Consider the following 26,994-nt stretch of genomic DNA (forward strand, 5'->3'; position numbering starts at 1 on the left):
TAAACCGGTATGTCGGACGGATTACTTTTCTTCCGATTTGTCGGCTTTTTTCTTGGCGGCCGGCTTTTTCGCAGCAGCTTTCTTGGCCGGAGCCTCTTTGTCTGCAGCTTTTTTCGCCGGTGCCTTCTTGGCAGCCGATTTCTTCGGAGCTTCGTCTTCCTCTTCAGGCTTCAGAAGGTCTTCAACCGAAACGGTCTTTTCTTCCACCTTGGCGAGTTCGACGATGTAATCAACGACCTTGTCTTCATATACAGGGCCTTGAAGCCCCTGCAAGGCCTGCGGGTTATTTTTATAGAATTCAATAACCTGCTGTTCCTGACCCGGATATTTCTGGGCTTCGGCAACAAGGACTTTATTCACATCTTCCTGGGTAACCTGGATGTCGTTCTTGCGACCGACTTCCGCCAGCAACAGGCCCAGAAGAACGCGGCGTTCTGCGATTTCGCGGAATTCAGCGGTCAATTCTTCTTCAGACTTGCCTTTGGTTTCGTCATCTTCCTGACCGGCTTCACGTGCCTGTTTGATCTGGCCGATAATACCTTCCAGTTCGTTGTCGACCAAGCTGGTCGGCAGTTCGAAGCTGTGGTTTTCAGCCAAAGCATCAAGAAGCTGACGTTTCATTTTCTGACGGGCAACCGATTCGTACTCACGGCCGTAATCCTTGCGGATTGCGTCTTTAAGCGAATCAAAGCTTTCCTGGCCGAGTTTCTTGGCGAGTTCATCGTCAAGAGCAGCGGGTTTCTTTTCCTTGATTTCCTTAACGGTAACGTCGAACTCGGCATCTTTACCTGCCAGCTCTGCGGAACCGTATTCTTCAGGGAATTTAACCTTAACAACCAGTTCGTCACCGGCGTTAACACCAGTCAACTGGTCTTCGAAACCTTCGATGAAGGAATTCGAACCAAGTTCGAGTTCGTAATCTTCGGCTTTGCCGCCCTCGAATGCTTCGCCGCCAATTTTACCAAGGAAATCGATGACAACAACGTCATCTTTTTTCGACTTGCGCTTGCGTGCAAGCGGCTCGGTCGTGCCCTGTGCTTTTGCGATACGATCAAGCGTTTCGTTGACTTTTTCGTCATCAAGCTCAACAACTTCGCGGGTCAGCGTCAGCTTTTTGAAGTCCATTGGTTCGATGGCCGGAATGATTTCGATTACGATTTCGAATTCAAGATCCTTGCCTTCTTCAAACGAAGTAACTTCGATTTTCGGCTGAACAGCCGGGCGCAGGTCATTGTCGTTAAGAACTTTACCGGTGTTTTCGTTCACAGCGGTTTCAAGAACTTCGCCCATGACAGTCTGGCCATAGCGCTGGCGCAGCAGTTTCGCCGGAATTTTGCCCGGACGGAAACCCGGGAGGCGAACCTGGTCTTTGATCTCGTCGAGCTTGGCGACGACTTTTTCTTCAATCTGAGCGGCGGGCACAACGACTTTAAACTCGCGCGCCAGGCCTTCATTTTTGGTTTCAGTAACCTGCATAGATAACTCTTTTGCTTGGTTCGAATAATGTCCGTTACGCGACGCAGTCCGGACGTCAGAAAGTCAATATGACTAAACGAATATGCATCATGGTCTTAATTTATGGTCCGCTTATGGTACGGGCGAAGGGACTCGAACCCCCACGAATTGCTTCACCAGGACCTAAACCTGGCGCGTCTACCAATTCCGCCACGCCCGCACATAAGCATACCAAAACACACCGACAGTACCGGTGTGGGTGCGCCTTAATACAAACTTCGCTTGCCTCATGCAAGCATCGCCTTTTAGCCAAATGCATTCCGTCTGACATTTATATCCAAACCGGCTGAATTTCTTTATTCTTCAATATTGCCTGCAGGTGCGAAAAATGTCGCCCCAGGGTCCAAACAACCGTCCTGGCCGCCCTGATTTGTACAGATGCACAGACCAAAGTCGTCGAAAGATATTTATCTTTCAATATTTTGTGACAAAAGACCCCGTCCAAATCACGAGAATCCAAAGGGCAACAATTATGGTCACTTGAATGACTTGCCCCGAATGACGGGACCGCAATCCATTTGCGTTCGATCTGTTAAATTATTTGGGCAAGGATCGCCAAAGCTCCCCCAACAGAACGGGCAAATGCTTTGGAATATCTTCGGCAATCAATCCCGGTCCAATATCGGCGCCAGCGCGTGCATGCAACCAAACAGCCATGCAAGCAGCATCAAACATATCCATACCCTGCGCCATTAACCCGCCGATAATCCCCGACAGAACATCCCCCGACCCCGCTGTTGCCAACCAGGGTGCATTGATCACGCTGATTGCGGCACGTCCGTCAGGTGCAGCAATTACAGTATCTGCACCTTTAATCAGGACAGTTGCACCACTTCGCTTTGCCGCGGCGCGGGCACGCGTTAGCTTGTCGCCTTCGATATCGGGGAACAGGCGGGCAAATTCCCCCTCGTGCGGGGTCAGGACTGTCGGCCCCTGAATTGCAAAAAATAATGTGCTTGGTTGTTCCGAAAAACTGGTTAGCGCATCAGCATCAAGCACAGTACAGCGACAATAATGCAAAAGCTGGATAATCCGGCTCCGCGTTTCATCACCAATTCCGAACCCCGGCCCAATGACCACGGCATTGTGGCGACAATCTTTCAAAAGCTCGTCAAGATTTGCGATTGGGGCGGTCATGATGCCGGGACTATCGGATGCATAAACAGGCAGAGCTGCCGGTTCGGCGACGACTGTCAAAAGTCCCGCCCCTACCCGACGTGCGGCACGCGCCACAAGCCGCGTCGCGCCGGTCATGGTCGCCCCGCCAACCGCCAGCAAATGCCCGCGATGATATTTATGGCCGTCCAAATCGGGCCAATGAATGCCTGCGCGCCAACATGCCGGGTCATTGCGCATTAATGTCGGACGGATATCGCGAACAGTTTGATCGGCAATTCCGATATCACGAATAACCAATTCACCGCACAAAACACGCCCCGGCAACAAATAATGCCCGGGTTTTGCCCGACAGAATGTAACCGTCAGATTTGCCTTGATCGCAACACCACGGATCTCGCCAGTATTGCCATCGACCCCGGTTGGAACATCAACGGCAATCAACGGCACATTGCCTGCGTTAACGGTGTGCACCAGATCGGCAATTTCACCGTCTATCACCCGGGCCAGTCCTGCCCCAAACAGGCAATCAACAATTAATTCGGCCCCGACCAACAACGCTGGCGAAAGGCGTTCAACGGCCCCGTCCCAGCGTTTGGCATTAAGTGCCGCATCCCCCGTCAGTTTATCGACATCGCATAACAAGCCAAGGCGAACCGACCATCCAGCATTGCGCAACAGACGTGCAATGACAAAGCCGTCCCCGCCGTTATTCCCCGGACCACATAAAACCGTGGCGGATCGCGGCGACCAACGTGATGTGATCTCATCGACCACGGCCGTCCCGGCATTTTCCATCAAAACATCACCGGGGGTTCCGGCTTCGATGGTTTTGCGGTCGGCGTCATACATCTGTTCGGTGGTCAAGATTTCAAGCATATTAACCTGTCAGAAACGCTGTTTTGGCACATGGCCGAATTTGCCCGGAAATCAAACAGACACCGGTAGCTATTTGTTTTCACGATCAGTATATTGCAAACCCAATCGCGAGTCAGAGATTAGGAACAGGACCCATTAATTAAATGTGTTCGGCCCCTAACGCGCAGTCAACTATCCGTACGAGGCTTTTCCGGCATGCATGTTGTCGTGATGGGCGCTGGCGTCATCGGGACGACAGCGGCCTGGTATCTTTTGCAAAACGGTCATCAGGTAACAGTTATTGACCGACAGCACGCAAGCGCGCAGGAAACAAGCTTTGCCAATGGCGGCCAGATTTCCGCGTGCCATGCAACCCCTTGGGCTAATGAACATACACCGGGGCAAATCCTGAAATGGCTGGGCCGCGAAGAGGCACCACTTTTATTTCGGATGCGCTGGGATCCGCAGCTTTTTTCATGGGGCTTGCGGTTTTTACGCAATTGCACCGAAGCACGCGCACGTGAAAACCTTGAAAAATCCCTTCGGGTTGCAACTTACAGCCGTGATTGCCTGAAAAATCTGCGCCAGACACTTGGTCTTGAATATGATCACCTTGAACACGGCATTCTGCATGTTTGCCGGACCGAGGACGAACTGGCATCTGTCGAGAAAACAACCCGTCAAATGCAGGAATTCGGGCTTCGCCGCCATATGGTCAGCGCGCAAGAATGCCTTGAAATCGAACCGGCCCTTCGTGACAGCAATGCCAAAATCATCGGCGGCAGCTTTACCCCCGATGATGAAAGCGGCGACGCCCGAAAATTTACCGAATCCTTGGCAAAACGCTGCGTCGAACAGGGTGCGACCTTCAAGCTCGACACCACCATCACAGCCATAAAACGTGATCAAGGCCGGATTACCGCCATCGGCACCGATCAAGGCGATGTCACGGGCGATTGCTATTTGATGTGTCTGGGTAGTTACAGCCCGCTTTTGTTAAAGCCGCTTGGCATTCATTTGCCGGTTTACCCCTGCAAGGGATATTCGATCAGCATCGACACCACCGGATATAACGGTGCACCGCAAGTTGCCCTGATCGATGACAGTGTCAAAATGGTCTATTCACGCCTTGGGAACCGGTTGCGGGTAGCGGGAACGGCCGAACTGGACGGTTATGACCTTCGAATGTCGGAACGGCGCCAACGCATGATCATGGATAAGGCATTCGAACTGTTTCCAAATTCCGGTGACCGGTCAACAATCGAACATTGGTCGGGACTTCGGCCGGTAACACCTGATTCTGCCCCTGTCATTAGTGATACCAAATATGATAATCTGTATTTAAACACGGGGCACGGGACATTGGGCTGGACCATGAGTTGTGGGTCCGGCAAGGCCGTTGCTGATTTAATCGACGGCCGTACGCCTGATATTTCGCTTCTCGGGCTGGGCATCGACCGTTTTTAAACGTTTGACTGGATGACCATGGGACCAGGGGCAAATTTAATCAACGACAACCCGGTTGGCACCGAAACCGCACCATTGGCAGATCAGGTTGTGCTTGATGCCCTGCCCTATGCTGCGGTTATTTGCGACAGGGGCGGCAAGGTTTTGCAATGCAACGAAGCCATGGCCCAACTGATCGGGGTTGCGCGTGACAAAATGATCGGGCGCAAGGCCGGTTTTTTGTCCGCAGGCCTTCTCAATGACATTGATGACGTCTTTGCATCTGGCCGGACATGGCGCGGGGATATCGTTCTGGTCAATGCCAACGATGACAGCCATGTTTGTGACCTGTCCATCGCACCGCTTGAATATTTCGGCGGTACCGAAACACGAACCGCTGTTCTGATGACCTTGCTTGAAAATGATCGGCAACAACAGGCCGAGCGGACATTGATGGAACAAAACCGCGAACGATCCGATTCGAACGCATCAAAATCAGACTTCATTGCTAATATGGGCCATGAATTGCGCACTCCGCTTAACGCAATCATTGGCAATTCCGAACTGATTGCACATGGCGTGTTGGGTGATTTACCCGACGGATATCGCGATTGCGGGCGCGATGTTCACGAAGCCGGGACTCATTTGTTGGAACTGGTCAACAATGTTCTGGATGTTTCCAAACTTTCCAACGGTTCCATGGCATTGCAACTGTCCGAAGAAGACGTTGTTTCCGTCACACAGGAAGCCGCAAAGCTTGTCCGCGATGACATCAAAAAACGCCATCACAAGCTCACCCTTGATCTTCCGAGCAAACCATTAGTGATGCAATGTGATCGGCTAAAACTTAAACAAATCCTGATCAACATCCTCAGCAATGCTGCAAAATTTACCCCCGACCACGGTAAAATTTCGATCTCGCTGAAAGCACATGATGATGAAATCAGCTTTGCCGTTCAGGATAATGGCGTGGGTATGAGTCCCAATGACATTCCGCGTGCCCTTGCCCGATTCTCACAGCTTCACCCCACCGGGGTCAAGGAAAGTGCCGGTACCGGTCTTGGTCTGCCACTGGCAAAGCTTCTAATCGAGCTACATGGCGGGCGACTAAGCATCGAAAGCGACCTCGGCAAGGGGACAACTGTTCGCATTGCCCTACCCCGTATCTAGCCCCTGTAGCGCGAAGAACACTGAAAGAACAAAGGCCCGACGAATAAAGAGCCGGGCCTCTTGCCTGATTGACGGCTTATTGCATGGCCGATTGGTTCATTTGATCATGGCGCATGCGGATTTCCCCGGGCCAGCGACTTTTGATATAGGAAAGCGCGCCGATGATTTCATCATCCGTCAGGACACCTTCAAACCCCGGCATTGACGACTGATAGCCATCACCAATCACCTTTGCCGGACCGTATTTGGTCAGGGCAAACAAAAGCCCATCGGGATGATGCCATGTATGACCCGTTTCATCATGGGGAGGTGCCGGCATCAAGCCGTCTTTGCCGCGTTTACGCCAATTGGCTTCGCCCTTAAAGTCGCGGCCATGGCAGGACGCACAATTGGCGTCATAAACCTTCTTGCCCATTGCAACCAGTTGCAGATCATCAGATTGCAGGCGAATTTGTGCAACATCATCATTCTTGCCTGTGCCATAGAAAATGGCAGCTCCCACGATGATTGCAGACACAGCTCCGCCAATGGCAAAAATCAATTTCTTTTTCACCGAACTTCTTCCTTTTCGGGATTAATGGCTATCTCGCCAGATCGTTGATAATGGGACAATGCGGACGGTGATCGCCATGACAGGCGTCAACCAGATGCGACAGGGTCTTTTGCAGGCTTTGCAATTCCGAAATCTTACGTTCGATCTCGGCCAGATGTGATTTGGCGATTTCCTTTACATCGGCCGAAGCCCGGTTACGGTCTTCATAAAGCGATAGCAAACCACGGCAATCCTCGACCGAGAATCCAAGCCCTCGCGACCGTTGTAAAAAGCGCAACTTGTGCAGGTCGTCATCGTTATAATCACGATACCCATTGCCAAGACGCCCGGGCTTCACCAGCCCGATATCCTCATAATAGCGGATGGTTTTTGCCGGAAGGCCGCTATCGCGTGATGCGTCGGAAATATTCATGATTTATCCCCCCGTGATTTCCACCCTCGCAGCATCAACGAGTTGCTCACAACAGAAACCGAACTTAGCGCCATCGCCGCCCCGGCAATTGCCGGGCTTAGAATGCCAAATGCTGCCAGTGGCACACCGATAACGTTATAGCCAAAGGCCCAGAACAGATTTTGCGCAATTTTACGCCGGGTGGCGATCGACACGTCAATCGCGCCCGCCACCAATGCCGGATCAGACCGCATCAGGGTAATTCCGGCGGTTTCCATCGCAACATCTGTTCCACCGCCCATGGCAATGCCGACATCAGCCGCGGCCAGTGCGGGCGCATCATTAATACCATCCCCGACCATCGCCACATGACGCCCGGCTTTACGCAGTTTTTCGACTTCACGTGCCTTATCTTGCGGGCGAATACGCCCCCGTCCCTCTTCAAGCCCAAGCTCGGCCGCAACATAAGCAGCAACGTCTTCGCCATCGCCCGATAACATGATGCTATTGATGCCACGCGCCTTCAGATCCGCAATCGCCTGTTTTGCCGATGCCCGTATCCGATCTTCCAACGTAATAAAGCCTGAAAACTTGCCGTTCAGGGCCACCAGAATGACGGTCTGCCCCCGGCTTTCATATTCGGAAACCTGATTGATAAAATCATCCTCCGGCAATGCAATACCAAGGTCAACCAACATGGCTTCGCTACCAATCACGACCTTACGGCCTTCAACCTTTGCCATGACTCCGGCACCGGTCTTGCTGCTGAAATCAGTAATATCGGGGATTTTGACACCCTGATCACGCGCCGCATCAACAACCGCACGGGCCAACGGATGCTCGCTTGCGGCCTGCACGGCGGCTGCCATGCGCAACAGATCGGATCGATCTACATCCTTGACCGGTTTGATATCACGTACCGTAGGTCTGCCCTCGGTCAGGGTTCCGGTTTTATCAAACACCACGGTATCGACATTATGCGCCTGTTCAAGCGCATCAAAATTACGAATTAAAATACCATTTTTGGCCGCAGCCCCCGTCCCGGCAACCAATGCTGTTGGCGTCGCCAATCCCAAGGCACATGGGCAGGCAATTACCAAAACCGAAACCGCCGCAACAATCGACGTTTCAAATGTCGCACCGAATACCATCCACCCGCCAAGGGTGATCAATGCAATCACAATGACCGCCGGAACAAAGATGCCCGATACCTTGTCGACCATTTTTTGGACCGGTGCCTTACCCGTTTGCGCCTGTTCGACCAGTCGAATGATACGCGATAGCGTGGTGTCTTCGCCAATCGCCGTCACTTCGATATCCAGACGCCCGGTACCGTTAACCGCACCGCCAACCACATGATCGCCCGACACACGCGCGACGGGCCGCGTTTCGCCGGTAATCAGGCTTTCATCCAATTCACTTTCGCCCGCCGATACCTTGCCATCAACCGGAATACGTTCGCCCGGCAAAACCCGAACGATATCGCCAATCGAAAGCTCGGCGATATCAACTTCGACCTCGCCATTGACCGCATCAAACTTGCGCGCGCGGCGCGGCCGCAACGCCATCAATTCACGAATGGCCGCCGATGCCCCGCGCTTGGCACGTTCTTCCATGATCTTGCCCGCCAAAATCAAGGTAACGATGGCGGCAGATGCCTCGAAATACAGATGTGTTTGCCCGCTTTCGCCCGCGGCAAGCATGTTATAAAGGCTCAGGAAATATGCCGCCGACGTACCAAGCGCGACCAGCACATCCATATTCGCACTGGCATTGCGCAGCGCCATCCACGCCCCGCGATAGAACCGCCAGCCAATGATAAACTGGACCGGCGTCGCCAATGCCAACTCGACCCAGGGGGCAAGATGCAGATCAACGCCCAGATACATCCAGATCATCTGCGCCACAAGTGGTGCGGTCAGGATGATTGCAGCACCCAGCCATAAAAGGGATTTGTCGATACCGGTATTCTTGGCGTCGGCGCCCCCTGCATCGACGGACGCGTCCGATTTGTTACGTGATACAGCATGATATCCGGCCTTTTCAACGGCTGCGATGACTTGCGCATCGTCAACCTGCCCTGCAACAGTGTGCAGATCGGCACGTTCCATGGCAAAATTCACACTGACCTCGGTCACGCCGGGCAGCTTGCCCAATACCTTTTCGACACGCAGCGCACAATTTGCACAGGTCATGCCGTCAATATCGAAAGACATGCTTTCATCTTCGACGACATATCCGGCATTGCGGATTGCACCGGCAAGATCCCCAACCGAATGGCGCGCAGAATCGTATCGGATATGGACCGAGTTCAGGGCAAGATTAACATCCGCATTCACGCCCGGCAGCTTGGCAAGTGCCTTTTCAACGCGACCGACACAGGATGCACAACTCATCCCGCCAACCTGAAGCGTTATATCATGTTGCGCCGCGCTATCTGCTGCGGGTGGCACATTAGGCGCACCATTGCCGGCATCATGCGCATTGGGGTCTGATTGCCTGTCCATATTAATCACCATTTGAGGATCGATAACTCTTATATGGACGACCATAGAGGTTCCAGCAACTGGAAGGTCAAGGCAAATTTTTACCCCTGCAATTCAAACCGACCAAATTATTCTATGTGTTGATCAGACACAAAAAAGCCCCGAACAATGTCGGGGCTTTGATTGAGGTCTTGCAGCCTTATACGTTTACAGTCTTAACCGTGCGGATTGGGTTCGCCCACAGCGCGGAACTGAATATAGTTCGGCAGGCCCATCATATCGATCAAACGGATCTGCTGTTCCAGCCAGTAAGCATGATCTTCTTCGCTGTCATCAAGCAGAACCGTCAACATGTTCCGGGTCTGAAAATCGTCTTCCTTCTCGGCGATCTTGATCGCCTTTTTCAAAAGATCGATCACATGATATTCGTGTACAAGATCATTTTTCATCATCTCGGGCACGGTTTTACCGATATTGATCGGACTGCGCGATGCGGTATCGGGCACACCTTCAAGGAACAGAATACGCTCGATCAAACGTTTCGCATGTTCGAGTTCTTCGTCCTTTTCATGATGCATGCGGGTGTAAAGCGCATGCAGTCCCCAATCGAGATACATCTCAGCATGGGTATTGTACTGATCGGCCGCCGACAATTCAGCCGTAAGCTGCTTGTTCAGTGCGTCGATAACTTTCTTGCTACCCTTCATGGCGCATAAGCTCCCAAATTGTTAGTCGCCGTCGCCAGAACGGCTTTGAATGTAATTCTGCATCCCGACATTTTCGAGTTGCCACTGCTCGGTCTCAAGCCAATCGACGTGTTCTTCCTGATCTTCGAGGAATTTAACCAAAAGATCACGGGTGACAAAATCCTCGGCCTGTTCGCAGGCGGTAATCGCCTCGCGCAATACCGGAAGGCTTGCCAACTCGAACTTCATGTCACAGGAAACGATTTCCTCGACATTCTCGCCGATCATAAGCTTGTTAAGGTTCTGAAGGTTAGGCAGCCCCTCAAGGAACAGAATGCGCTCGATGCTCTCATCGGCGCGTTTCATTTCCTTGATTGAAAGCTTGTACTCATACTCGCCCATTTCTTCGACACCCCAGTCACGAAGCATGCGGGCGTGCAGGAAGTACTGGTTAATCGCGGTCAACTGATTGGTCAGAATGCGATTAAGGTATCCGATGATCTTGGGATCACCTTTCATGGGGGTACTCCTGATGATTGGTCTGATCAAATAGTGGGATCGGCCCAACCTCTTTTCAAGTGAAAAATGCGATTTTGATTACCATTATCAATAAATTACGCGTTTTTTCGTAAACTTCCTAAAGTTACGCATCAAGTAAAAATCATTCGCAGACAAATCTATGCGAATGCTTATCGTTGCAATTATTTAGGAGATCTTTCCAAACACTTGAAATAGCTGTGGTTGCGAATCGCGTTCATACTCGAACAAAACGATATAGCGGACCATCAATCTGGTTCTTGTCGATCATCTGCAGGCCCCGAACGCCATTCATCATACGGCGGGGTTCTGTGATGCCTCAATTTCTGCATCACGCAATATTCAAATGAAAACTCAACATTAGGCCAAAAAACAAAAAGCCGGACAAAATGTCCGGCTTCTGCTTACACAGCTGCCTATAAACTGGCGCTGTCGAAATTTGGTCTGGCTTAGGCGATCGCGTCGCGCGCTGCTTTACGAGCAACATCTTTGATCTGCCAATGCGAAATTCCGACATCATCCAGGTCACGCTTGTCAAGATTGTAGAGTTCATTCGCGACAGAGCGTGCATAGGCCCAACGGCGAACAGCAACGAGAATACTGGACAGGAACATGTTGAACCTCCTTGGGTTTTAAAAAAACAGAACGCTTGCCTGCGGGGTCTCCGCTTTGGTTGGCGCGTTCATCACTTCACTTTCTGCAATGCAATATGATCGCACTCCGGAAAACTCTCAATGCCAAAGATTGCATATCATCTATTCCATTACGTCACAGTTGAATGGGTTCAATTCCATCACCTATGGCCATAAACAGACTAAAAATTAAACAGAATCATATATTTCGGCGTTTTCCTGCATATACGGCAGCGCAACATACCCCTGCCCCATACGCCACATATGTGTCATCAGACCGCAGCCAAAGGCATAAGTTCGCTTTGATCCGCGCGAAGCTGATCGCGAACTTCCATCGCCAAGGCAAAAAATTGTTCCCGAACAGCACCTGCATGTGGATTGGCGTTCTCGATGGCCCAAAAGACACCGGGTGCATCATGGCGCACCATTTCAGTCGCCCCCACCAACAGATCGAAACTGGCCGTCGTCATGCGGGTTGGCAGCGGATCCATCCGCACAAGAACCTTGGCGATCAAATGTGTAACCCCCTGAACAATGGCGGCTTCACGGTCATGTTCTTCGGGGGTAACCACAAACACATTCAGGCCAAGAGTCCGGCGCAGGAAGGCCGCGACCCGGCGAAATCGCTGCCCCCGAACAGGACAAATGGCGATTTTCAGCCCGGCAATCCCCGCTCGTGCACTTTGTGGTCCAAATAGCGGATGGGTTCCGATGATATCGACATGATCCGGAAGCCCCGCCCGCATAAGGCGCGCCGGTTCAATTTTGACTGACCCAACGTCAAGCACAATGGCACCGGGCCGCAAATGCGATGAGATATCACTGATAACCGACGCCATTTGTGAAACCGGCACCGCCAGAATAACAATATCACAGGCCGCGGTTGCCACAAGATCAGCACACCGGACATTACCTTGCCCGGCGGATGCCGAAACATCTGCATTGCGATCATGGACAAGCAGTGAAAAATATGGGGCAAGATGACGGGCGATCAACTGCCCAAAAGCACCGAACCCGAAAATCCCGACCGACGGGCATGAAGAAAATGGAAATAAAGAAGGCATCGTCTGTCTCCGCAGAGCTGCGATGCCGGTGCCTGTTTTATATTTCAACCGCCGACGACGCAGCGGTTGAACATAGAAAACGTCCCCGCCTTATGTGGCAGGGCCGTAATAGAAATCAGCAAACAGGCAAATAACGGTTTTCATGCCGATAATTAACAATGCCAAGTGCCGCGTTGTCAATATGTGACGAAAATCGATTACCCCCTGCATCATCAGGTCTGCGGCAATTTGCCAAAGAAACAATTCTTCGTCCAATTATGTTAGCGCTAACATTTATGGTAACAATTTGTTTCAATACGCCAAATAGACACAATTCGTTACAGTAAGCCCGATGCAATCTTCACGGTCAGGTCGCAAGGTGTTGCGGTAAAAATTAAAAACTCCGGGAGGAAGAAATGAAACTCACACACAATATTCTCAGCCGCGGGACCATGCTGGCCGCGATCTGCCTGCCTGTCTTTGCATTGACCATGCCCAATGCCCGGGCCGAGCCAACAGTCGAAGTTTTGCATTATTGGACATCCGGCGGCGAAGCCAAGGCCGCATCCGCGCTTAAGAAAGATTTCGAAGGTCACGGCGGCAAATGGATCGACAGCCCCGTCGCAGGTGGCGGCGGATCAGCCGCGATGACGGTCCTGCGTTCACGGGTTCTTTCGGGGGATGCCCCAACGGCAGTACAGCTTAAAAGCCCGGCAATCCTCGAATGGGCCGAACAGGGCGCATTGGCGAACCTTGACGATGTCGCAACAAAGGAACATTGGAACGATATCCTGCCCAAACGATTACAAACCCTGATGCAATATGATGGGCATTATGTTGCCGTTCCGGTGAACATTCACCGGACGGATATGATCTGGGCCAACCCGGAACTACTTGCCAGTGTTGGCGCTGGCGATGTGCCAAAATCCTGGGATGAATTCAACACACTCGCCGAAAAACTTCAGGCCAAGGGTGTCATCCCACTGGCACTTGGTGGTCAACCATGGCAGGAAGTCATTCTTTTTGAAAACGTGGTTCTGGGGATTGGCGGCACTGAATTCTATCAAAAGGCACTGATCGATCTGGATGAAGAAGCCCTGAAATCTGACACGATGAAAAAAGTGTTCGATGAAATGCGTATTCTGCGCGGCTTCGTCGACGCCGATTTTTCCGGCCGTGACTGGAATCTGACAACGGCAATGGTCATGAATGGCAAAGCTGCGATGCAGATCATGGGGGACTGGGCCAAAGGCGAATTCCTTGCGGCGGGTAAAGTTCCGGGCAAAGACTTTCTTTGTGTGTCCACCCCGTCAAAGGACGGATATCTGTTCAACACAGACAGCTTTGCCATGTTTGAAGTTTCAGGGGACGACAAAGTCGCCGGCCAGAAACTTCTGGCCGAACTGATCGTGGGTGAAAAATTTCAGGAAACCTTCAACCTGCTTAAAGGGTCGATCCCGGCACGTCTGGGCGTCCCGATGGACAAATTTGACGAATGCGCCCTGCAATCGGAAAAAGACATGCAAGCATCCCAAGGGTCTGACGGCTTCCTGCCGTCGGTAGGGGTGGATATGGCTTTGCCTGGGGCATTGACCGGGGCAATTGTCGATACCGTCACATCGCATTTCAATTCCGATATGTCGTCGGACGACGCCGTCAGCAAGCTGCTTGAAAACATTGAACTTGCGCGCGACTAAAATCATCATTTCGGCCCGTTTTATATCCTTTGAAACAAGACTAAAACGGGCCAATTTTAAGATATGACGATTGCCCTATATCTTGCCTTACTGCAATTACGCTCCGCACCATCTTTGCCCGATGGTTGCAAATAGGACAACAATTCGACGAATTATGCACAGATGGAACAACTGTCTTGCACATAAACGCGCTAATTATTTTTGCTGCCCTGCAATATAATTACAAATAGGATGCTATTTTTGTAACCGTTTGTTTCAGTTCGCGATCTGGAAACGCCTTGTTACAGTTTTGTAAGTGCAAAGGGTCCTCTCACGCAGCATGTTGTCGCTGCAATTGGTTTAAAGCCAGGGAGGAAACCTAAATGAATCTGCGCAAAACCATCCTCGCCACAAGTGTGGCGATCTCAGCTCTTGCGACTGCAAGCTTTGCACATGCCGAACCGACTGCCGAAGTCCTGCATTGGTGGACATCGGGCGGTGAAGCCAAAGCTGTTGCAGCCCTTAAAGAAGATTTCGAAGCACATGGCGGCAAATGGGTTGATAGCCCGGTTGCCGGTGGCGGCGGTGACGCTGCCATGACCGTGCTGCGTTCGCGTGTTCTGTCGGGCGATGCCCCGGCCGCGGTTCAGCTTAAAGGCCCGGCGATCCAGGATTGGGCCGAACAGGGTGCGCTTGCCGATCTTAATGACGTTGCTGAAAAAGAAGGCTGGGACAAAGTCCTTCCGCCGGCAATTCAGGCCGTCATGAAATATGAAGGCGATTATGTCGCTGTTCCGGTCAACATTCACCGTGTCGACTGGATCTGGGCAAACCCGGAACTGCTGGCGAAAGTCGGCGCAACGGCTGTCCCGACCACTTGGGACGAATTCAACACCCTTGCTGACAAACTTAAAGCTGCCGGTATTACCCCGGTCGCCCATGGTGGTCAGCCCTGGCAGGACGCAACCATCTTCGAAACCGTTGTCCTTGGCGTTGGTGGCCCGGAATTCTTCCAGAAAGCACTGGTTGATCTGGACGAAGACGCATTGAAGTCCGACACCATGAAAGCCGTCTTTGACCAGATGCGTAAAATTCGTGGTTATGTCGATCCTGACTTCTCGGGTCGTGACTGGAACCTTGCAACCGCAATGATCATGAATGGCGACGCCGCCATGCAGATCATGGGTGACTGGGCCAAGGGCGAATTCCTTGCTGCTGGCAAAGTTCCGGGCAAAGACTTCCTTTGCGCCCCGACCCCGTCCGAGCATGGTTACCTGTTCAACACCGACAGCTTTGCAATGTTCAAAGTTTCCGGTGATGACAAGATCGAAGGTCAGAAACTTCTGGCCGAGCTGATCGTTGGTGAGAAATTCCAGGAAACCTTCAACCTGCTTAAAGGGTCGATCCCGGCACGTCTGGGCGTCCCGATGGACAAGTTTGACGAATGCGCTGTTAAATCCGAAGCTGACCTTAAAGCAGCCCAGGATGTGGGTGGGTTCCTTCCGTCCATGGCACATGGCATGGCGTTGCGTGGCCACCTTTCCGGGGCCATCGTTGACGTTGTCACGGCACATTTCAACTCCGACATGTCGTCCGACGAAGCTGTCGAACGTCTGGTCGAAGCCATTGAATTGGCCAAAGACTGATCTTCTCTGATCTGTACAGTCACATAGACTGACTTACGCACCGGCCCCGGAAGTTTCCGGGGCCGGATTCCAGCTACTTTAAATTTTGAGGCAAAGGGTATGGGGGCTTCTTCAAGCACCGTAAGCAACCTGACGGCCAGCATCCAACGTCATCTGTCCAAGATCGTTGTTGCACCGTCCTTTGCTGCGTCCCTGTTTTTCGTCTACGGGTTCATTCTGTGGACGGGCTATATGTCGTTTTCAAAATCACGCATGCTTCCGGTCTGGGATTGGGCCGGTCTGCGTCAATATGAACGACTGTGGCAAATGGAACGCTGGCATGTTGCCATCGAGAACCTTCTGATCTTCGGCGGATTGTTCATCGTTACCTGCCTGATCATCGGCTGCCTTCTGGCGGTTCTTTTGGATCAGCGTATTCGCGCCGAAGGCGCACTTCGTACTATTTTCCTGTATCCGATGGCTCTGTCCTTCATTGTGACCGGGACTGTCTGGAAATGGCTTCTTAATCCGGGCCTTGGCCTGGAAAGCATGATGCACGATCTTGGCTGGGCCAGCTTTAAATTCGACTGGCTGGTCAATTCAGACATGGCGATCTATACCGTGGTGATCGCTGCCGTCTGGCAGGCATCGGGCTTTATCATGGCAATGTTCCTTGCGGCATTGCGCGGCGTCGATCAAGACATCATTCGCGCAGCCTATATGGATGGCGCCAGCCTGCCCCGCATCTATTTCGGCATTATCATCCCGTCAATCCGCCCGGTTTTCCTAAGTGCAATCGTCGTTCTGGCCCATCTGGCCGTTAAAAGTTTCGACCTTGTTATTGCGCTGACCGGCGGTGGCCCGGGGTATTCATCCGATCTTCCGGCAACCTTCATGTACACGATGGCCTTCCAGCGCAATCAGCTGGGTATTGGGGCCGCAAGTGCCATGATGATGCTGGCGACCGTGATGGCTATCATTGTGCCGTATCTGTATTCCGAACTGCGCGGAGGCAAGAAAAATGGCTGATATTCAGCATTACAGCCACGACACAGGTTGGAAAAACACCATTCTGCGCGGGTTGCTCTATCTCGTTCTGACCCTGTTCGCGATTTACTATCTTTTCCCACTTTTCGTTATGATTTCGACCTCTTTGAAATCGCTTAGCGAAATCCGGGAAGGCTCGCTGATTTCCCTGCCGCGCGTCATTACATTCGATGCATGGACCTATGCCTGGAATGAAGCCTGTGTTGGCGTGGAATGTTCGGGGATCAAGATCTATTTCTGGAATTCTGTCAAAATGGCAGTTCCGGCGGTCCTGATTTCGACCTTCCTTGGCGCGATCAATGGTTATGCTTTGACCAAATGGCGTTTCAAGGGTGCCAATATCGTATTCGCCCTGCTGCTGTTTGGTTGCTTCATTCCGTTCCAGGTCGTGCTGCTGCCGATGTCAATGGTCCTTGGGAAACTTGGCCTTGCCAGTTCGACTTCGGGTCTGGTCCTTGTCCATGTGGTTTACGGCCTATGCTTTACCACTTTGTTTTTCCGGAACTATTATGTGTCGATCCCGGATGAACTGGTTAAGGCCGCCACCATCGACGGAGCCGGTTTCTTTACCATTTTCTGGCGCATCATCCTGCCGATTTCGACCCCGATCATCGTGGTGTCGGTCATCTGGCAGTTTACCCAGATATGGAACGACTTCCTGTTTGGCGCATCGTTCGCTTCTGGCGACAACGCACCGATGACTGTCGCACTCAACAATATCGTCAACACAACTACCGGCGTAAAACAGTACAACGTTGATATGGCCACAGCCCTGCTGACCGGCCTGCCGACCCTGCTTGTTTATGTTCTTGCCGGCAAATACTTCGTCCGCGGCCTGACCGCCGGTTCGGTGAAGGGATAAGCAAATGGCATCACTCACCCTTGATAAAGTTCGTAAGGCCTACGGCCCCGTCGAGGTTCTCAAAGAAATCAATATTGCTATTGAAGACGGCGAGTTCCTTGTTCTGGTCGGTCCGTCGGGTTGCGGCAAATCTACCCTTCTGAACCTGATTGCAGGCCTGGAAGGTTCCAGCGGCGGGGAAATCCGCATCGGTGATCGCGTGATCAACGATGTCCACCCCAAAGACCGTAACATCGCCATGGTGTTCCAGTCCTATGCGCTCTATCCGAATATGACGGTGCGCAAGAACATCACCTTTGGCCTGGAAATCCGTGGTGTTTCGAATGAAGACCGCGACAAGGCTGTTGCCGATGTTGCCAAACTGCTTCAGATCGAACCCCTGCTGGATCGCAAGCCATCCCAGCTTTCGGGTGGTCAGCGCCAGCGTGTTGCCATGGGCCGCGCGCTGGTTCGTGATCCGGATATCTTCCTGTTTGACGAACCGCTGTCAAACCTTGATGCCAAGCTGCGTGTCGACATGCGCACCGAGATCAAGAAACTGCATCAGCGTCTGGGTTCGACCATCGTTTACGTGACCCATGACCAGATCGAAGCCATGACCCTTGCATCGCGCATTGCGGTTATGAAAGACGGCATCCTGCAGCAGTTTGATACGCCGCAGAACATCTATGAACGCCCGAACAACATCTTTGTTGCCGGCTTCATCGGTTCGCCGTCAATGAACTTCATCAATGCGACCCTGATCAATGACAATGGCCGTCTGGCCGTATCGATCAAGCGTGACAACGATCCAATCGTTCTGCCGCTGAAAGATGCACCGGAAAGCTATCAGGCCTATATCGGCAAGGACGTCGTTTTCGGCATCCGCCCCGAAGGTCTGACGCATAAACGCACCGGTTCAGATGCGCCTGACAGCCAATATGTCAATTTCGATTGCAAGGTCGAAGTCATCGAACCAACCGGTGCCGACACCATGACGGTTGTTGAAATCGGCGGTAAGGAAATTGTTGCCCGTGTCCGCCCGGACCGGGCACCGCATCCGGGCGAGGTAATGACATTCTCGGCCGATATGTCTCAGATCAGTCTGTTTGATCCGGCAACGGAACTGCGGATCTGATCTGATCGGCGGGTGGTTCTGGGGGCCACCCGCCGTTCTTCTATCTGGGGTACGGTTTTTTGCCCTGCCCCGCCTGTTTCCGTCGGTAATCAGACGATCTAAAACAGAATAAAACGGTCCGGAATTAATTCCGGATCGTTTTTTAATTGCGGCTAACCCGCCGTGGCAAGGAAATGGTAACTTCCAAACCACGCCGCGGCAAATTACGCAGCCGTATGGTTCCGTCATGCGCATCAATCACAGTTTTCACAATCGACAGACCAAGGCCACTGCCCCCGGTGCTGCGCGCGCGCGATCCCTCAACCCGGAAAAATGGCAAAAAGACACTTTCCTGATATTCCTCGGCAATGCCCGGCCCCTCGTCCCGGACCGAGATCAGAACCGTATCGGCCGTCGCATCAAGACTGACAAAGGCGCGATAACCATATTTCAGGGAGTTCTCGATCAGATTGGTAAAGGCCCGTTTGAGTGTTCCGGGGCGACACGTCAATCGGATACTACGCTTGTCGCCAAAGGAATGGGCTTCGTCCCCGCCGCCGAAAACCGTATGAACCGAACTGAAACGCAGCGGCTGTGGCCCTTCGAAACTAACCGGTCGGCCAAGATCGGCATAATCATCACAGATGGCTTCAAGGACCGATGTAAAATCAACCGTCTGTTCATCTTCCTTGTGAATCCAGTCCCCAAGGAAATCCAGCGCATCGTTTAACAACCCGTCCATTTCATCAAGATCGCGCAGCACGGTTTCACGTAACTCGTCATTCTCGATGAATTCCGCGCGTAACCGCAGGCGCGTGCTTGGGGTGCGCAAATCATGCGAAATCGCGGCCAACATGCGGGTCCGGTCGCCCAGCATGCTTGAAATCCGTTCACGAAGCCCGTTATAGGCCGCCGCCATGGAACGGGCCTCGGTCGGGCCGCGTTCTTCGACCGGGGGACCGTCAACTTCGTCACCCTGGCGCATGATGATTTCAGCCAAATTCTTGAATGGACCAGCCAAAAGATCGGCCAAGGCTGCGAACACCGCCAAAACAGCAATCACCCCGACCATAAACATCACAAAAACCATCGATGGCGATGAATAATCCGACCATAGAACAGGATGGGATAACAACATGCGCATGCCGGACGGCAACATGATTTCAACCCGGGCTTCCAACCCCTGACGTGCGATTTCACGCGATAATCCGGCAAAGAACAAACTGGGGTTTTCCGCCGTTTCAATCAGATCACGCTGCTCTGCGCCAAGTCGCCCGCGGCGGAAATGCACCTTTACCGATGTCGGCCAGCCGGTATCGGCCAAACGTGCCGGCATGGCGATATGCTGGGCCGGTCGCGAGAATAAAAGGATGGTGCCGATATCGTCTTGCGGCAGCATACGCACCGTCAATCCATCGCGTGCGGCAATATCGATGACGTTGCCATGCAAATCCGGGTTTTCGGCAATCAGGATAAGTTCGCGAATGGTAAAACCCAGCGTATAGGCCCGGCTGATCCGTTCGCTGCGTTCGATAATGTAACTCGATGCTATAGAACTGATACCGGCGATGATTAATCCGCCGACCATCATGATCATGAAAATGCGCCCGCCCAGCGTCCGGGGTTTAAACCGCCGCATATATTCGAAAAACGCACCATTATGATCTGTCATGGATCGGATCCCGGTATCTAAACCGTCCTTGTATCAGCACAGAACTGATAACCAATGCCACGCACGGTCTTGATTAACTTGGGATTTTTGACATCTTTTTCGATCTTGCGGCGCAAACGGCTGATCTGAATATCGATACTGCGATCAAACGGGATTGAACTTTGACCCCGCACGATATCGACAAGCTGTTCACGGGATAAGGGACGCTTGTTATGCTTGACCAATGCAAGCAAAAGCGAAAATTCCCCGGTCGACAGATGCACCGCGACATTATCAAGATCACGCAGTTCGCGTGATCCGATATCCAGTGTCCAGTCGGCAAACAGGATCTTCTGGCTGGTCACTTCTTCATGATGGACTTGTGTGACCGTCCCGGTTTCAAACCGGCGGAATACGGCGCGAATACGCGCCAGCAATTCACGCGGGTTGAACGGCTTGGTCAAATAATCATCGGCGCCAAGTTCAAGGCCAAGAATACGGTCTGTATCCTCGCCAACCGCTGTCAGCATTACAATCGGCACCTTGGAATTGCGCCGCACGTCACGGCACAGCGCAAAACCGTCCTCGCCGGGCAACATGATATCAAGGATGACCAGATCAATATTCCAATCGCGCAAGGCACGATGCATCTCGCCGCCGTCAGAAACGGTGGTGATACGAAACCCGTGCTGCAGCAGGAATTTTTTAAGGAGCTTCTGGATTTCCTGATCGTCATCGACAACCAGAATATGGGGTTCACGCCGCGTACTCAGTCTCCGCCTCCCTTGGATCCGACAGGTCCGTGACCGGACTGTCGCGCGGAGTTTAGTGCATATTGTCCCGGGTTTGAACTATTTTACCCAATGCCGGGGATAAATGAAAAAGCCGGGGTTAAAACCCCCGGCTTTCCTAAAGAAAATCTTCTTCCCCAACGTGTTAGGTGACCTATTTCAGGTCATAAACCTTGGTGCTTCCCGATACTTCGGATGCGACGATCAACATTGCATTGCCCGTCGGGCTGTTTTTGGCATCAACAAACAGCATCCCTTCCGGGGCAAGTTCACCCGCGGTGTCGGCTTCCGGGCTTCCGGAATATCGACGATCAGAATGATATGTCACGAATTGCGGATTAACCGGATTGGTCAAATCATAGACCATAAAGCCGCCCTGACGTTCCAAACCGATAAAGGCATAAGGCGTTCCATTGACGTAACCCGATGCAAGACCTTCGGGTTCCGGCCCCTTGTCATCCGAACGGTTATCGCGGCTATAGTTTTCAGTGTTCGAGGCATTGAAAACATTGCCATAATTGGCGGCCATATACTGTTCGAATTGATCGCCGCTGTCATAGACCATCTTGGCACCCGCATCGAGAACCGAGAACGACCGCGCGCCATAGCTATAAATCACATCGAAATCGCCATCGCCGTCAATGTCGCCCTGTGCCTTGGTGGTTTTAAGGCGGCCCAGGTTTTCATCCTTTTGCAAGCTTGCCGCATTCGGGAATGCTACCGGATCAAGGGTCAACTTGCCGACGCGGGTTTCCTCGCTATAGCCATCATAATCGCGGGAATCGCCTTCGTTCGCGATCAGCACCCAGGTTTTGCCATCGATTTCAATCGTATCAATGGTGTCGGGCATATACATCCCCATCACCGGCCAGGTGCGGATATTGATCTTGCCGTCCTTGTCGCTGGCATCAAACGCATTGACCGAATGGTCCTTGAACCCAAGACCGGCAACACGGATCACGCTGGCGGTTGCAATATCAAGGATCGCAACAGCGTTATTTTCCTGAAGCGACACATAGGCCGTTTTACTGTCTTTCGAGACGGCGATATATTCCGGCTCAACATCCTGTGCAACACTTGACGTGCCCGGGTTCGATACCCGCATGCCGTATGGAAGCGTCGCATCATTCAAAAAGGCGAAATCAACGTTACGAACATCCGCATCCGTTAACTTGGCCACATCACCCGATACCGGAATGATCGAAACGCTGCCTTCCGGATCATTGTCAAAGGCATCATTTGGTTCGCCTTCATTGGCAACCAAAACATATTTACCATCCGGGGTAAATTTGATCATATCAGGCAAGGCGCCCACCGTAACCGCCGCGATGAAATCACCATCGGTCGTGAAGAACACGGCCTTGCCAACGGCCTGTTTGTCGTTGTTTTCAACAGCAACAGCCACAACGCCATCATGAACGGCAACGCTGTTGGCGGCTTTGCCCCAGTTCGACAGATCAAGCGAACCGGTTTTGGTGATTTCATTGGGGTTCGACAGATCAAGAATGTCGATGGCCTTATCCCCACCATTCACAACAAAAATACGCTTGGTCACCGGATCAAATGCCGGAATTTCAGCCGCACTTTCATCAAACACGCCGGTGCGATATTCGCCCATTGAAAGGATCGAAAGCGGTTTGGCCGCCGGTGTTGCCGTATCAAGCCCCATCGCAACGTTCTTTGACGTCGCCGCTGTCCCACAAGCCCCAAGAAGCACAGACATCGCAACAGTCGCCATTAATGAATAACGCATAGTTCCCCCTGAAAACTGAATTAACCGTGGCTGACAACCTGCAAACAAGCCGTAACAGTTTGATGACGACGCCGTGACAGTTTCATAAATTTCCTGAACCCCGCTATGCTCTGAACAGCCACAATCAACCTAAAGCAATAACCGTTCACGAAAATCAGTTGGAAACAGCAAGAATGGCCACGATCAATATCGCCGTGATCGGTGCGGGCATGGCTGGCCTTAAGGCAGCATCGACCCTGCATGGCATTGGCATCAATGTGACGGTCTTTGAAAAAAGCCGCGGCACAGGCGGGCGGCTTGCGACCCGACGAACCGAATTTGGCAATTTCAACCATGGCGCCCAATATGTGACGGCACGTGATCCGGCATTCCGTGCCTTCCTGCGCCATGCCGTAAGCCAAAATTCAGCGCGCGACTGGCGGCCCAACCTGTATCACGGCCAGCAAGCCCAAAGACAACAGACGCCACGCCCGATTGCGGATGGCAACACCGCCGCCGACATTTGGTATCAGGGCGCGCCACAAATGAACAAGCTGGTCACGCCCCTTCTGACCTCATTTGAAATTCGCACCCGTCACCACATCAATAGCATTGAACCACGTGGCCCCCGTGAATTTGTCCTGCATAATAATCTTGGTCAGGAATTTGGTCCTTTTGACGGTGTAATCGCAACTGCACCGGCCCTTCAAGCCGCCGAACTGTTACAGCCCTTAAGCCCGCGGTTTGATGTCATCAATAACGTTAAAATTGCTCCCTGCTGGTCAGCAATGATCGCATTTGCCAACCCTTTACCCACGGTATTTGACGCCATGGTCCATCCTGACCCTGCCATCAGTTGGGCCGCGCGAAGCGACAATAATAATAATCTGCCCCACAGACCATCACCGGATCTTTGGGTTTTGCACGCCACCACAGAATGGTCCCGTGACAATCTGGAAGACGACAACGAACGTGTCGCATCGCGCTTACTGGAAAAATTTCGCGATATATGTGGCAGCCGACTTCCCGAAATCATATCAATCGACGCCCATCGCTGGCGATATGCCCGAACGGAAACACCGCTTGGCCAAAGCCATTTAACCGGGATGAAGGGTCGAATAATTGCCGCAGGTGACTGGTGCCTTGGCGCACGGGTCGAAGCCGCATGGCGCAGCGGAAAATGCGCGGCACATGCCATGATCGAAACTCTGACCAGTTGATCCCCATGGCAAAAAAGAATGCGTAAACAAAGATAAAGACGGTGCCAGGCGATAGCCGCCACCGCCCCCAAATGATTGACGTCTGCATCACGTGTGGTGATTAACCACGCAATGCCTGCAACTGCTTGATCAAACCGGCCGTGGATGCATCACGGGCATCGCCACTTTGCGTGGCCTGCACCATCGGCAACAATTCCTTGGCCAATTGTTTGCCCAGTTCCACCCCCCATTGGTCATAGGAATTGACGTTCCAAATGATGCCCTGAACAAAGATTTTATGTTCATACATCGCAACCAAACGTCCCAAGGTGAAGGGATCAAGTTGTTTATACAGGATCATATTGCTCGGCTTATTCCCGGCAAAAACCTTTTGCGGGGCCAGAACATCAATCTCGGCCGGGGTTAAGTTGGTACCCGAAAGTTCATCGCGGACTTCGGCCTCGGTCTTGCCACGCATCAGGGCCTCGGCCTGGGCAAAGCAATTCGCCACCAGCTTGTCATGATGGTTTGCCAGTGGATGCAACGCATTGGCCGCCACAATGAAATCAACCGGAATCAGTTCAGTCCCCTGATGGATCAGCTGATAAAACGCATGCTGGCCATTGGTTCCGGGCTCGCCCCAGATGATCGGGCCGGTTTCGTAAAAGATCGGCTTGCCATCGCGGGTAACCGACTTGCCGTTGCTTTCCATATCCGCCTGCTGCAAATAGGCTGGCAGGCGCGACAGATGTTGATCATAGGGCAGGATTGCCTGACTGGATGCCCCCAGAATATTGCGATACCAAACACCAATCAGCGCCAGAGTCACCGGAATGTTTTGATCAATCGGGGCGGTTTGGAAATGGTTATCCATTGCCTGCGCACCGCGCAGCAATTCTTCAAACTTGTCATAACCAACGGCTAGAATGATCGGCAATCCAATGGCCGACCAAAGGCTGTAACGGCCCCCGACCCAATCCCAAAAACCAAACGCATTATCAGTATCAATGCCAAAGGCGGCGACCTTATCAAGGGCGGTCGACACGGCCACGAAATGCTTGGCAACCGCGGCCTCGTCCTTTAGCAGCCCAATCAGCCAGTCCCGCGCTGAATAGGCATTGGTCAGGGTTTCATCGGTGGTAAAGGTCTTTGATGCAATGATGAAAAGTGTCGTTTCCGCATCAAGGTCTTTAAGCGTATCAACAATATGCGCGCCATCAACATTCGACACGAAGTGACAGCGAATACCATCGATATGATACGGACGAAGGGCCTCGTTAACCATGACAGGGCCAAGATCCGATCCGCCAATCCCGATATTGACCACATCGGTAATTGCCTTGCCAGTATGGCCTTTCCAATCGCCGGTATGGATACGCGCGGCAAAAGCCTTCATGCGTGCCAGCACGTCCTTGATATCGGGCATGATATCGTGGCCATCGACCATCACCGGATCACCATCCAGATTGCGAAGCGCCGTGTGCAAAACAGCACGGTTTTCGGTGACATTGATCCGGTCACCGGCAAACATACGATCGCGCCAGCTTTCAACCTGTGCGGCCTTGGCCAATTCACGAAGGGCTGCCATCACATCATCGGTGATCAGGTTTTTCGAATAATCGACAAACAGATCATCAAGCGCGACCTGAAAACGGTCAAACCGCGCCGGATCATCGGCAAAGGCCTTGCGCAAGTTCAGGTTTTTGGAAACTTCCGCCCCCAATTGATCAAGCTTATCCCAACAGGTCGTCATATTTTCTGTGGACATTCCACCCTCGGCTTCAAACAGATAGCAAATAATACCGACGTTATGTCAGAACACTAACACGCCGATACGACCATTTGTGGGACGGTTTGTGGGGCATTTTGATGGCAATTCCGGGGGCTGAAACTGCCATCAAATGAATTGTAACCGGACAATCAGTTCACTGACAGGAATTGTGCAACCTCTGCCTCGGTCGGAAGGGCAGCAATCGCACCGCGTTTGGTGGCTGTCATCGCGCCGACCGCATTGGCAAAGCGACAGGCAGCCTCAACCTTTTTCGCCGATTTCAGCAATTCCGGGTCTTTGAGTAAGCGTGACAGGAAGCCGGCGGTAAAGCCATCCCCTGCCCCGGTTGCATCAACCGCTGTAACCTTGAACGGTTTGGCTGACCCTTCGAAATCCGGGGTAAAGAAACGGCTGCCTTTTGGGCCGGACGTTACGATCATCAGTTTCCAGTGATCGCACCATAATTCCCGAACACCGGCCTCAAGATCGTCCTTGCCGGTGATAAAGGTCACTTCATCATCAGAAATCTTGACCACATCCGCCTTGGTAATCGCAAGTCGCAACATATCGCGCGCGGCATCGGCACTGGGCCAAAGCGGCAAACGAAGGTTCGGGTCACAGGAAATAATCGCCCCGTTTTCACGTGCAATATCAATTGCAGCAAGGGTCGCGGCACGTGGATCATCATCAATCATGCAAAGCGTGCCGTAATGAAACAAGTCACAGCCCTTAAGCATATCCTGATCAAGATCGGCAGGTGTCAGCAACATATCCGCCGACGGACTGCGATAAAATGAAAACTCGCGCTCGCCATCGGCCCGCAACGACACAAAAGCCAACCCGGTCAGGGCTTCCTTGGTCAGGACAATACCCGATGTATCAACATCATCGGCCTTTAACGTATCGACCAAAAAATGACCAAAGGCATCATCGCCAAGCTTGCCAATAAAACCGGTTTCAATGCCCAGCCGTTGCAACCCCACGGCCACATTGCCCGGCGCACCACCTGCGGCCTTGGCAAAGGCCGGTGCATCGGCAAGGCCGGTACCGGTCACGGTCGGGACAAAATCGATCAGCAATTCCCCAAGGCAAACTGCTTTTGCGCTCATAG

Annotated in this window: 23 protein-coding genes and 1 tRNA gene; 9 read left to right on the top strand and 15 right to left on the bottom strand. The window is 52.4% G+C overall.

The features are described from left to right. Window positions 1–21: 21 nt before the first annotated feature. The 3 genes from tig to TALK_RS07660 all read right to left on the bottom strand — a co-directional run bounded on the left by tig (window position 22) and on the right by TALK_RS07660 (window position 3,510). Window positions 22–1,476, bottom strand: a complete 1,455-nt coding sequence (gene tig / locus TALK_RS07650; protein WP_085617522.1) for a trigger factor — start codon at window positions 1,474–1,476, stop codon at window positions 22–24. A 114-nt stretch (window positions 1,477–1,590) separates the two neighbouring features. After that, window positions 1,591–1,675: transfer RNA gene (locus TALK_RS07655), tRNA-Leu, on the bottom strand. 377 nt (window positions 1,676–2,052) lie between these two features. Beyond that, the gene (locus TALK_RS07660) at window positions 2,053–3,510 is read right to left on the bottom strand and encodes an NAD(P)H-hydrate dehydratase (protein WP_169714972.1); all 1,458 of its coding nucleotides are present in this window, start codon (window positions 3,508–3,510) and stop codon (window positions 2,053–2,055) included. 138 nt (window positions 3,511–3,648) lie between these two features. Between TALK_RS07660 and TALK_RS07665 the strand changes: the two genes are divergently transcribed. Both TALK_RS07665 and TALK_RS07670 read left to right on the top strand, forming a co-directional pair. Continuing rightward, the gene (locus TALK_RS07665) at window positions 3,649–4,956 is read left to right on the top strand and encodes a D-amino acid dehydrogenase (protein WP_281251285.1); all 1,308 of its coding nucleotides are present in this window, start codon (window positions 3,649–3,651) and stop codon (window positions 4,954–4,956) included. Between the two features lie 12 nt (window positions 4,957–4,968). Beyond that, window positions 4,969–6,105, top strand: coding sequence for a PAS domain-containing sensor histidine kinase (locus tag TALK_RS07670; protein ID WP_245829765.1), 1,137 nt, complete (start codon window positions 4,969–4,971; stop codon window positions 6,103–6,105). A 76-nt stretch (window positions 6,106–6,181) separates the two neighbouring features. Here TALK_RS07670 and TALK_RS07675 read toward each other — a convergent pair whose 3' ends face one another. From TALK_RS07675 to TALK_RS07705, 7 genes are all read right to left on the bottom strand, one after another. Further along, on the bottom strand, window positions 6,182–6,658 hold the full coding sequence (locus TALK_RS07675) for a c-type cytochrome (RefSeq protein WP_085617528.1): 477 nt from the start codon (window positions 6,656–6,658) through the stop codon (window positions 6,182–6,184). A 28-nt stretch (window positions 6,659–6,686) separates the two neighbouring features. After that, window positions 6,687–7,070, bottom strand: a complete 384-nt coding sequence (gene cueR, locus TALK_RS07680) for a Cu(I)-responsive transcriptional regulator (RefSeq protein ID WP_085617530.1) — start codon at window positions 7,068–7,070, stop codon at window positions 6,687–6,689. Continuing rightward, a complete protein-coding gene (locus TALK_RS07685) occupies window positions 7,067–9,556 on the bottom strand; it encodes a heavy metal translocating P-type ATPase (protein ID WP_085617731.1) in 2,490 nt (829 codons plus the stop codon). Before TALK_RS07685 ends, cueR begins: the two co-directional genes overlap by 4 nt. A gap of 194 nt (window positions 9,557–9,750) precedes the next feature. Then, entirely contained in the window at window positions 9,751–10,242 is a 492-nt protein-coding gene (gene bfr / locus TALK_RS07690; protein WP_085617532.1) for a bacterioferritin, read from the bottom strand. Window positions 10,243–10,263: 21 nt separating this feature from the next. Next, window positions 10,264–10,740 (bottom strand): bacterioferritin, encoded by a 477-nt coding sequence (gene bfr / locus TALK_RS07695; RefSeq protein WP_085617534.1) that lies wholly within the window; start codon window positions 10,738–10,740, stop codon window positions 10,264–10,266. Window positions 10,741–11,207: 467 nt separating this feature from the next. After that, entirely contained in the window at window positions 11,208–11,372 is a 165-nt protein-coding gene (locus TALK_RS07700; RefSeq protein WP_007089389.1) for a DUF1127 domain-containing protein, read from the bottom strand. 290 nt (window positions 11,373–11,662) lie between these two features. Continuing rightward, the gene (locus tag TALK_RS07705; protein ID WP_085617536.1) at window positions 11,663–12,454 is read right to left on the bottom strand and encodes a prephenate dehydrogenase; all 792 of its coding nucleotides are present in this window, start codon (window positions 12,452–12,454) and stop codon (window positions 11,663–11,665) included. Window positions 12,455–12,849: 395 nt separating this feature from the next. Between TALK_RS07705 and TALK_RS07710 the strand changes: the two genes are divergently transcribed. The 5 genes from TALK_RS07710 to TALK_RS07730 all read left to right on the top strand — a co-directional run bounded on the left by TALK_RS07710 (window position 12,850) and on the right by TALK_RS07730 (window position 18,760). Continuing rightward, window positions 12,850–14,130: an ABC transporter substrate-binding protein gene (locus tag TALK_RS07710; protein WP_085617538.1), complete on the top strand. Its 1,281-nt coding sequence runs from the start codon at window positions 12,850–12,852 to the stop codon at window positions 14,128–14,130. Window positions 14,131–14,492: 362 nt separating this feature from the next. Further along, window positions 14,493–15,755 (top strand): ABC transporter substrate-binding protein, encoded by a 1,263-nt coding sequence (locus tag TALK_RS07715; protein WP_085617540.1) that lies wholly within the window; start codon window positions 14,493–14,495, stop codon window positions 15,753–15,755. Between the two features lie 99 nt (window positions 15,756–15,854). Next, window positions 15,855–16,763 (top strand): carbohydrate ABC transporter permease, encoded by a 909-nt coding sequence (locus TALK_RS07720; RefSeq protein ID WP_085617542.1) that lies wholly within the window; start codon window positions 15,855–15,857, stop codon window positions 16,761–16,763. Beyond that, the gene (locus TALK_RS07725; protein ID WP_085617544.1) at window positions 16,756–17,643 is read left to right on the top strand and encodes a carbohydrate ABC transporter permease; all 888 of its coding nucleotides are present in this window, start codon (window positions 16,756–16,758) and stop codon (window positions 17,641–17,643) included. The genes TALK_RS07720 and TALK_RS07725 overlap by 8 nt, the downstream gene beginning before the upstream one ends. Before the next feature lie 4 nt (window positions 17,644–17,647). Then, the gene (locus tag TALK_RS07730; RefSeq protein ID WP_085617546.1) at window positions 17,648–18,760 is read left to right on the top strand and encodes an ABC transporter ATP-binding protein; all 1,113 of its coding nucleotides are present in this window, start codon (window positions 17,648–17,650) and stop codon (window positions 18,758–18,760) included. A gap of 142 nt (window positions 18,761–18,902) precedes the next feature. On the opposite strand, the gene TALK_RS07735 is transcribed toward TALK_RS07730, so the two are convergent. Then, the gene (locus TALK_RS07735; RefSeq protein WP_085617548.1) at window positions 18,903–20,411 is read right to left on the bottom strand and encodes an ATP-binding protein; all 1,509 of its coding nucleotides are present in this window, start codon (window positions 20,409–20,411) and stop codon (window positions 18,903–18,905) included. A gap of 17 nt (window positions 20,412–20,428) precedes the next feature. Then, window positions 20,429–21,112, bottom strand: coding sequence for a response regulator (locus tag TALK_RS07740; RefSeq protein ID WP_245829775.1), 684 nt, complete (start codon window positions 21,110–21,112; stop codon window positions 20,429–20,431). On the opposite strand from TALK_RS07740, the gene TALK_RS22255 reads away from it, so the two are divergent. Next, window positions 21,035–21,196: a hypothetical protein gene (locus tag TALK_RS22255; RefSeq protein WP_245829767.1), complete on the top strand. Its 162-nt coding sequence runs from the start codon at window positions 21,035–21,037 to the stop codon at window positions 21,194–21,196. The two genes, TALK_RS07740 and TALK_RS22255, sit on opposite strands and share 78 nt — an antisense overlap. A 139-nt stretch (window positions 21,197–21,335) precedes the next feature. Here the strand turns inward: TALK_RS22255 and TALK_RS07745 are convergent, their stop codons facing one another. Beyond that, window positions 21,336–22,934 carry a choice-of-anchor I family protein gene (locus TALK_RS07745; RefSeq protein WP_169714973.1) on the bottom strand — a complete coding sequence of 533 codons (1,599 nt, stop codon included), beginning with the start codon at window positions 22,932–22,934 and terminating at the stop codon, window positions 21,336–21,338. Between the two features lie 173 nt (window positions 22,935–23,107). Between TALK_RS07745 and TALK_RS07750 the strand changes: the two genes are divergently transcribed. Continuing rightward, window positions 23,108–24,133: an NAD(P)/FAD-dependent oxidoreductase gene (locus TALK_RS07750; RefSeq protein WP_085617552.1), complete on the top strand. Its 1,026-nt coding sequence runs from the start codon at window positions 23,108–23,110 to the stop codon at window positions 24,131–24,133. 100 nt (window positions 24,134–24,233) lie between these two features. Here the strand turns inward: TALK_RS07750 and pgi are convergent, their stop codons facing one another. After that, on the bottom strand, window positions 24,234–25,865 hold the full coding sequence (gene pgi, locus TALK_RS07755) for a glucose-6-phosphate isomerase (protein WP_211274784.1): 1,632 nt from the start codon (window positions 25,863–25,865) through the stop codon (window positions 24,234–24,236). Window positions 25,866–26,032: 167 nt separating this feature from the next. Then, on the bottom strand, window positions 26,033–26,992 hold the full coding sequence (locus tag TALK_RS07760; RefSeq protein ID WP_085617555.1) for a PfkB family carbohydrate kinase: 960 nt from the start codon (window positions 26,990–26,992) through the stop codon (window positions 26,033–26,035). Window positions 26,993–26,994: the final 2 nt, after the last annotated feature.

The sequence above is a fragment of the Thalassospira alkalitolerans genome (genome assembly GCF_002115745.1).
Lineage (GTDB): Bacteria > Pseudomonadota > Alphaproteobacteria > Rhodospirillales > Thalassospiraceae > Thalassospira > Thalassospira alkalitolerans.

Excerpts from the sequence above, each read along its gene's own strand:
- TALK_RS07670 (WP_245829765.1), top strand. The coding sequence starts at position 4,969 with ATGACCATGGGACCAGGGGCAAATTTAATCAACGACAACCCGGTTGGC.
- TALK_RS07685 (WP_085617731.1), bottom strand. The coding sequence starts at position 9,556 with ATGGACAGGCAATCAGACCCCAATGCGCATGATGCCGGCAATGGTGCG.
- TALK_RS07760 (WP_085617555.1), bottom strand. The coding sequence starts at position 26,992 with ATGAGCGCAAAAGCAGTTTGCCTTGGGGAATTGCTGATCGATTTTGTC.
- TALK_RS07710 (WP_085617538.1), top strand. The coding sequence starts at position 12,850 with ATGAAACTCACACACAATATTCTCAGCCGCGGGACCATGCTGGCCGCG.
- TALK_RS07720 (WP_085617542.1), top strand. The coding sequence starts at position 15,855 with ATGGGGGCTTCTTCAAGCACCGTAAGCAACCTGACGGCCAGCATCCAA.
- TALK_RS07715 (WP_085617540.1), top strand. The coding sequence starts at position 14,493 with ATGAATCTGCGCAAAACCATCCTCGCCACAAGTGTGGCGATCTCAGCT.
- bfr (WP_085617534.1), bottom strand. The coding sequence starts at position 10,740 with ATGAAAGGTGATCCCAAGATCATCGGATACCTTAATCGCATTCTGACC.
- cueR (WP_085617530.1), bottom strand. The coding sequence starts at position 7,070 with ATGAATATTTCCGACGCATCACGCGATAGCGGCCTTCCGGCAAAAACC.
- tig (WP_085617522.1), bottom strand. The coding sequence starts at position 1,476 with ATGCAGGTTACTGAAACCAAAAATGAAGGCCTGGCGCGCGAGTTTAAA.
- TALK_RS07700 (WP_007089389.1), bottom strand. The coding sequence starts at position 11,372 with ATGTTCCTGTCCAGTATTCTCGTTGCTGTTCGCCGTTGGGCCTATGCA.
- TALK_RS07750 (WP_085617552.1), top strand. The coding sequence starts at position 23,108 with ATGGCCACGATCAATATCGCCGTGATCGGTGCGGGCATGGCTGGCCTT.
- bfr (WP_085617532.1), bottom strand. The coding sequence starts at position 10,242 with ATGAAGGGTAGCAAGAAAGTTATCGACGCACTGAACAAGCAGCTTACG.
- TALK_RS07725 (WP_085617544.1), top strand. The coding sequence starts at position 16,756 with ATGGCTGATATTCAGCATTACAGCCACGACACAGGTTGGAAAAACACC.
- pgi (WP_211274784.1), bottom strand. The coding sequence starts at position 25,865 with ATGACGACCTGTTGGGATAAGCTTGATCAATTGGGGGCGGAAGTTTCC.
- TALK_RS07705 (WP_085617536.1), bottom strand. The coding sequence starts at position 12,454 with ATGCCTTCTTTATTTCCATTTTCTTCATGCCCGTCGGTCGGGATTTTC.
- TALK_RS07730 (WP_085617546.1), top strand. The coding sequence starts at position 17,648 with ATGGCATCACTCACCCTTGATAAAGTTCGTAAGGCCTACGGCCCCGTC.
- TALK_RS07745 (WP_169714973.1), bottom strand. The coding sequence starts at position 22,934 with ATGCGTTATTCATTAATGGCGACTGTTGCGATGTCTGTGCTTCTTGGG.
- TALK_RS22255 (WP_245829767.1), top strand. The coding sequence starts at position 21,035 with ATGCATCTCGCCGCCGTCAGAAACGGTGGTGATACGAAACCCGTGCTG.
- TALK_RS07735 (WP_085617548.1), bottom strand. The coding sequence starts at position 20,411 with ATGACAGATCATAATGGTGCGTTTTTCGAATATATGCGGCGGTTTAAA.
- TALK_RS07660 (WP_169714972.1), bottom strand. The coding sequence starts at position 3,510 with ATGCTTGAAATCTTGACCACCGAACAGATGTATGACGCCGACCGCAAA.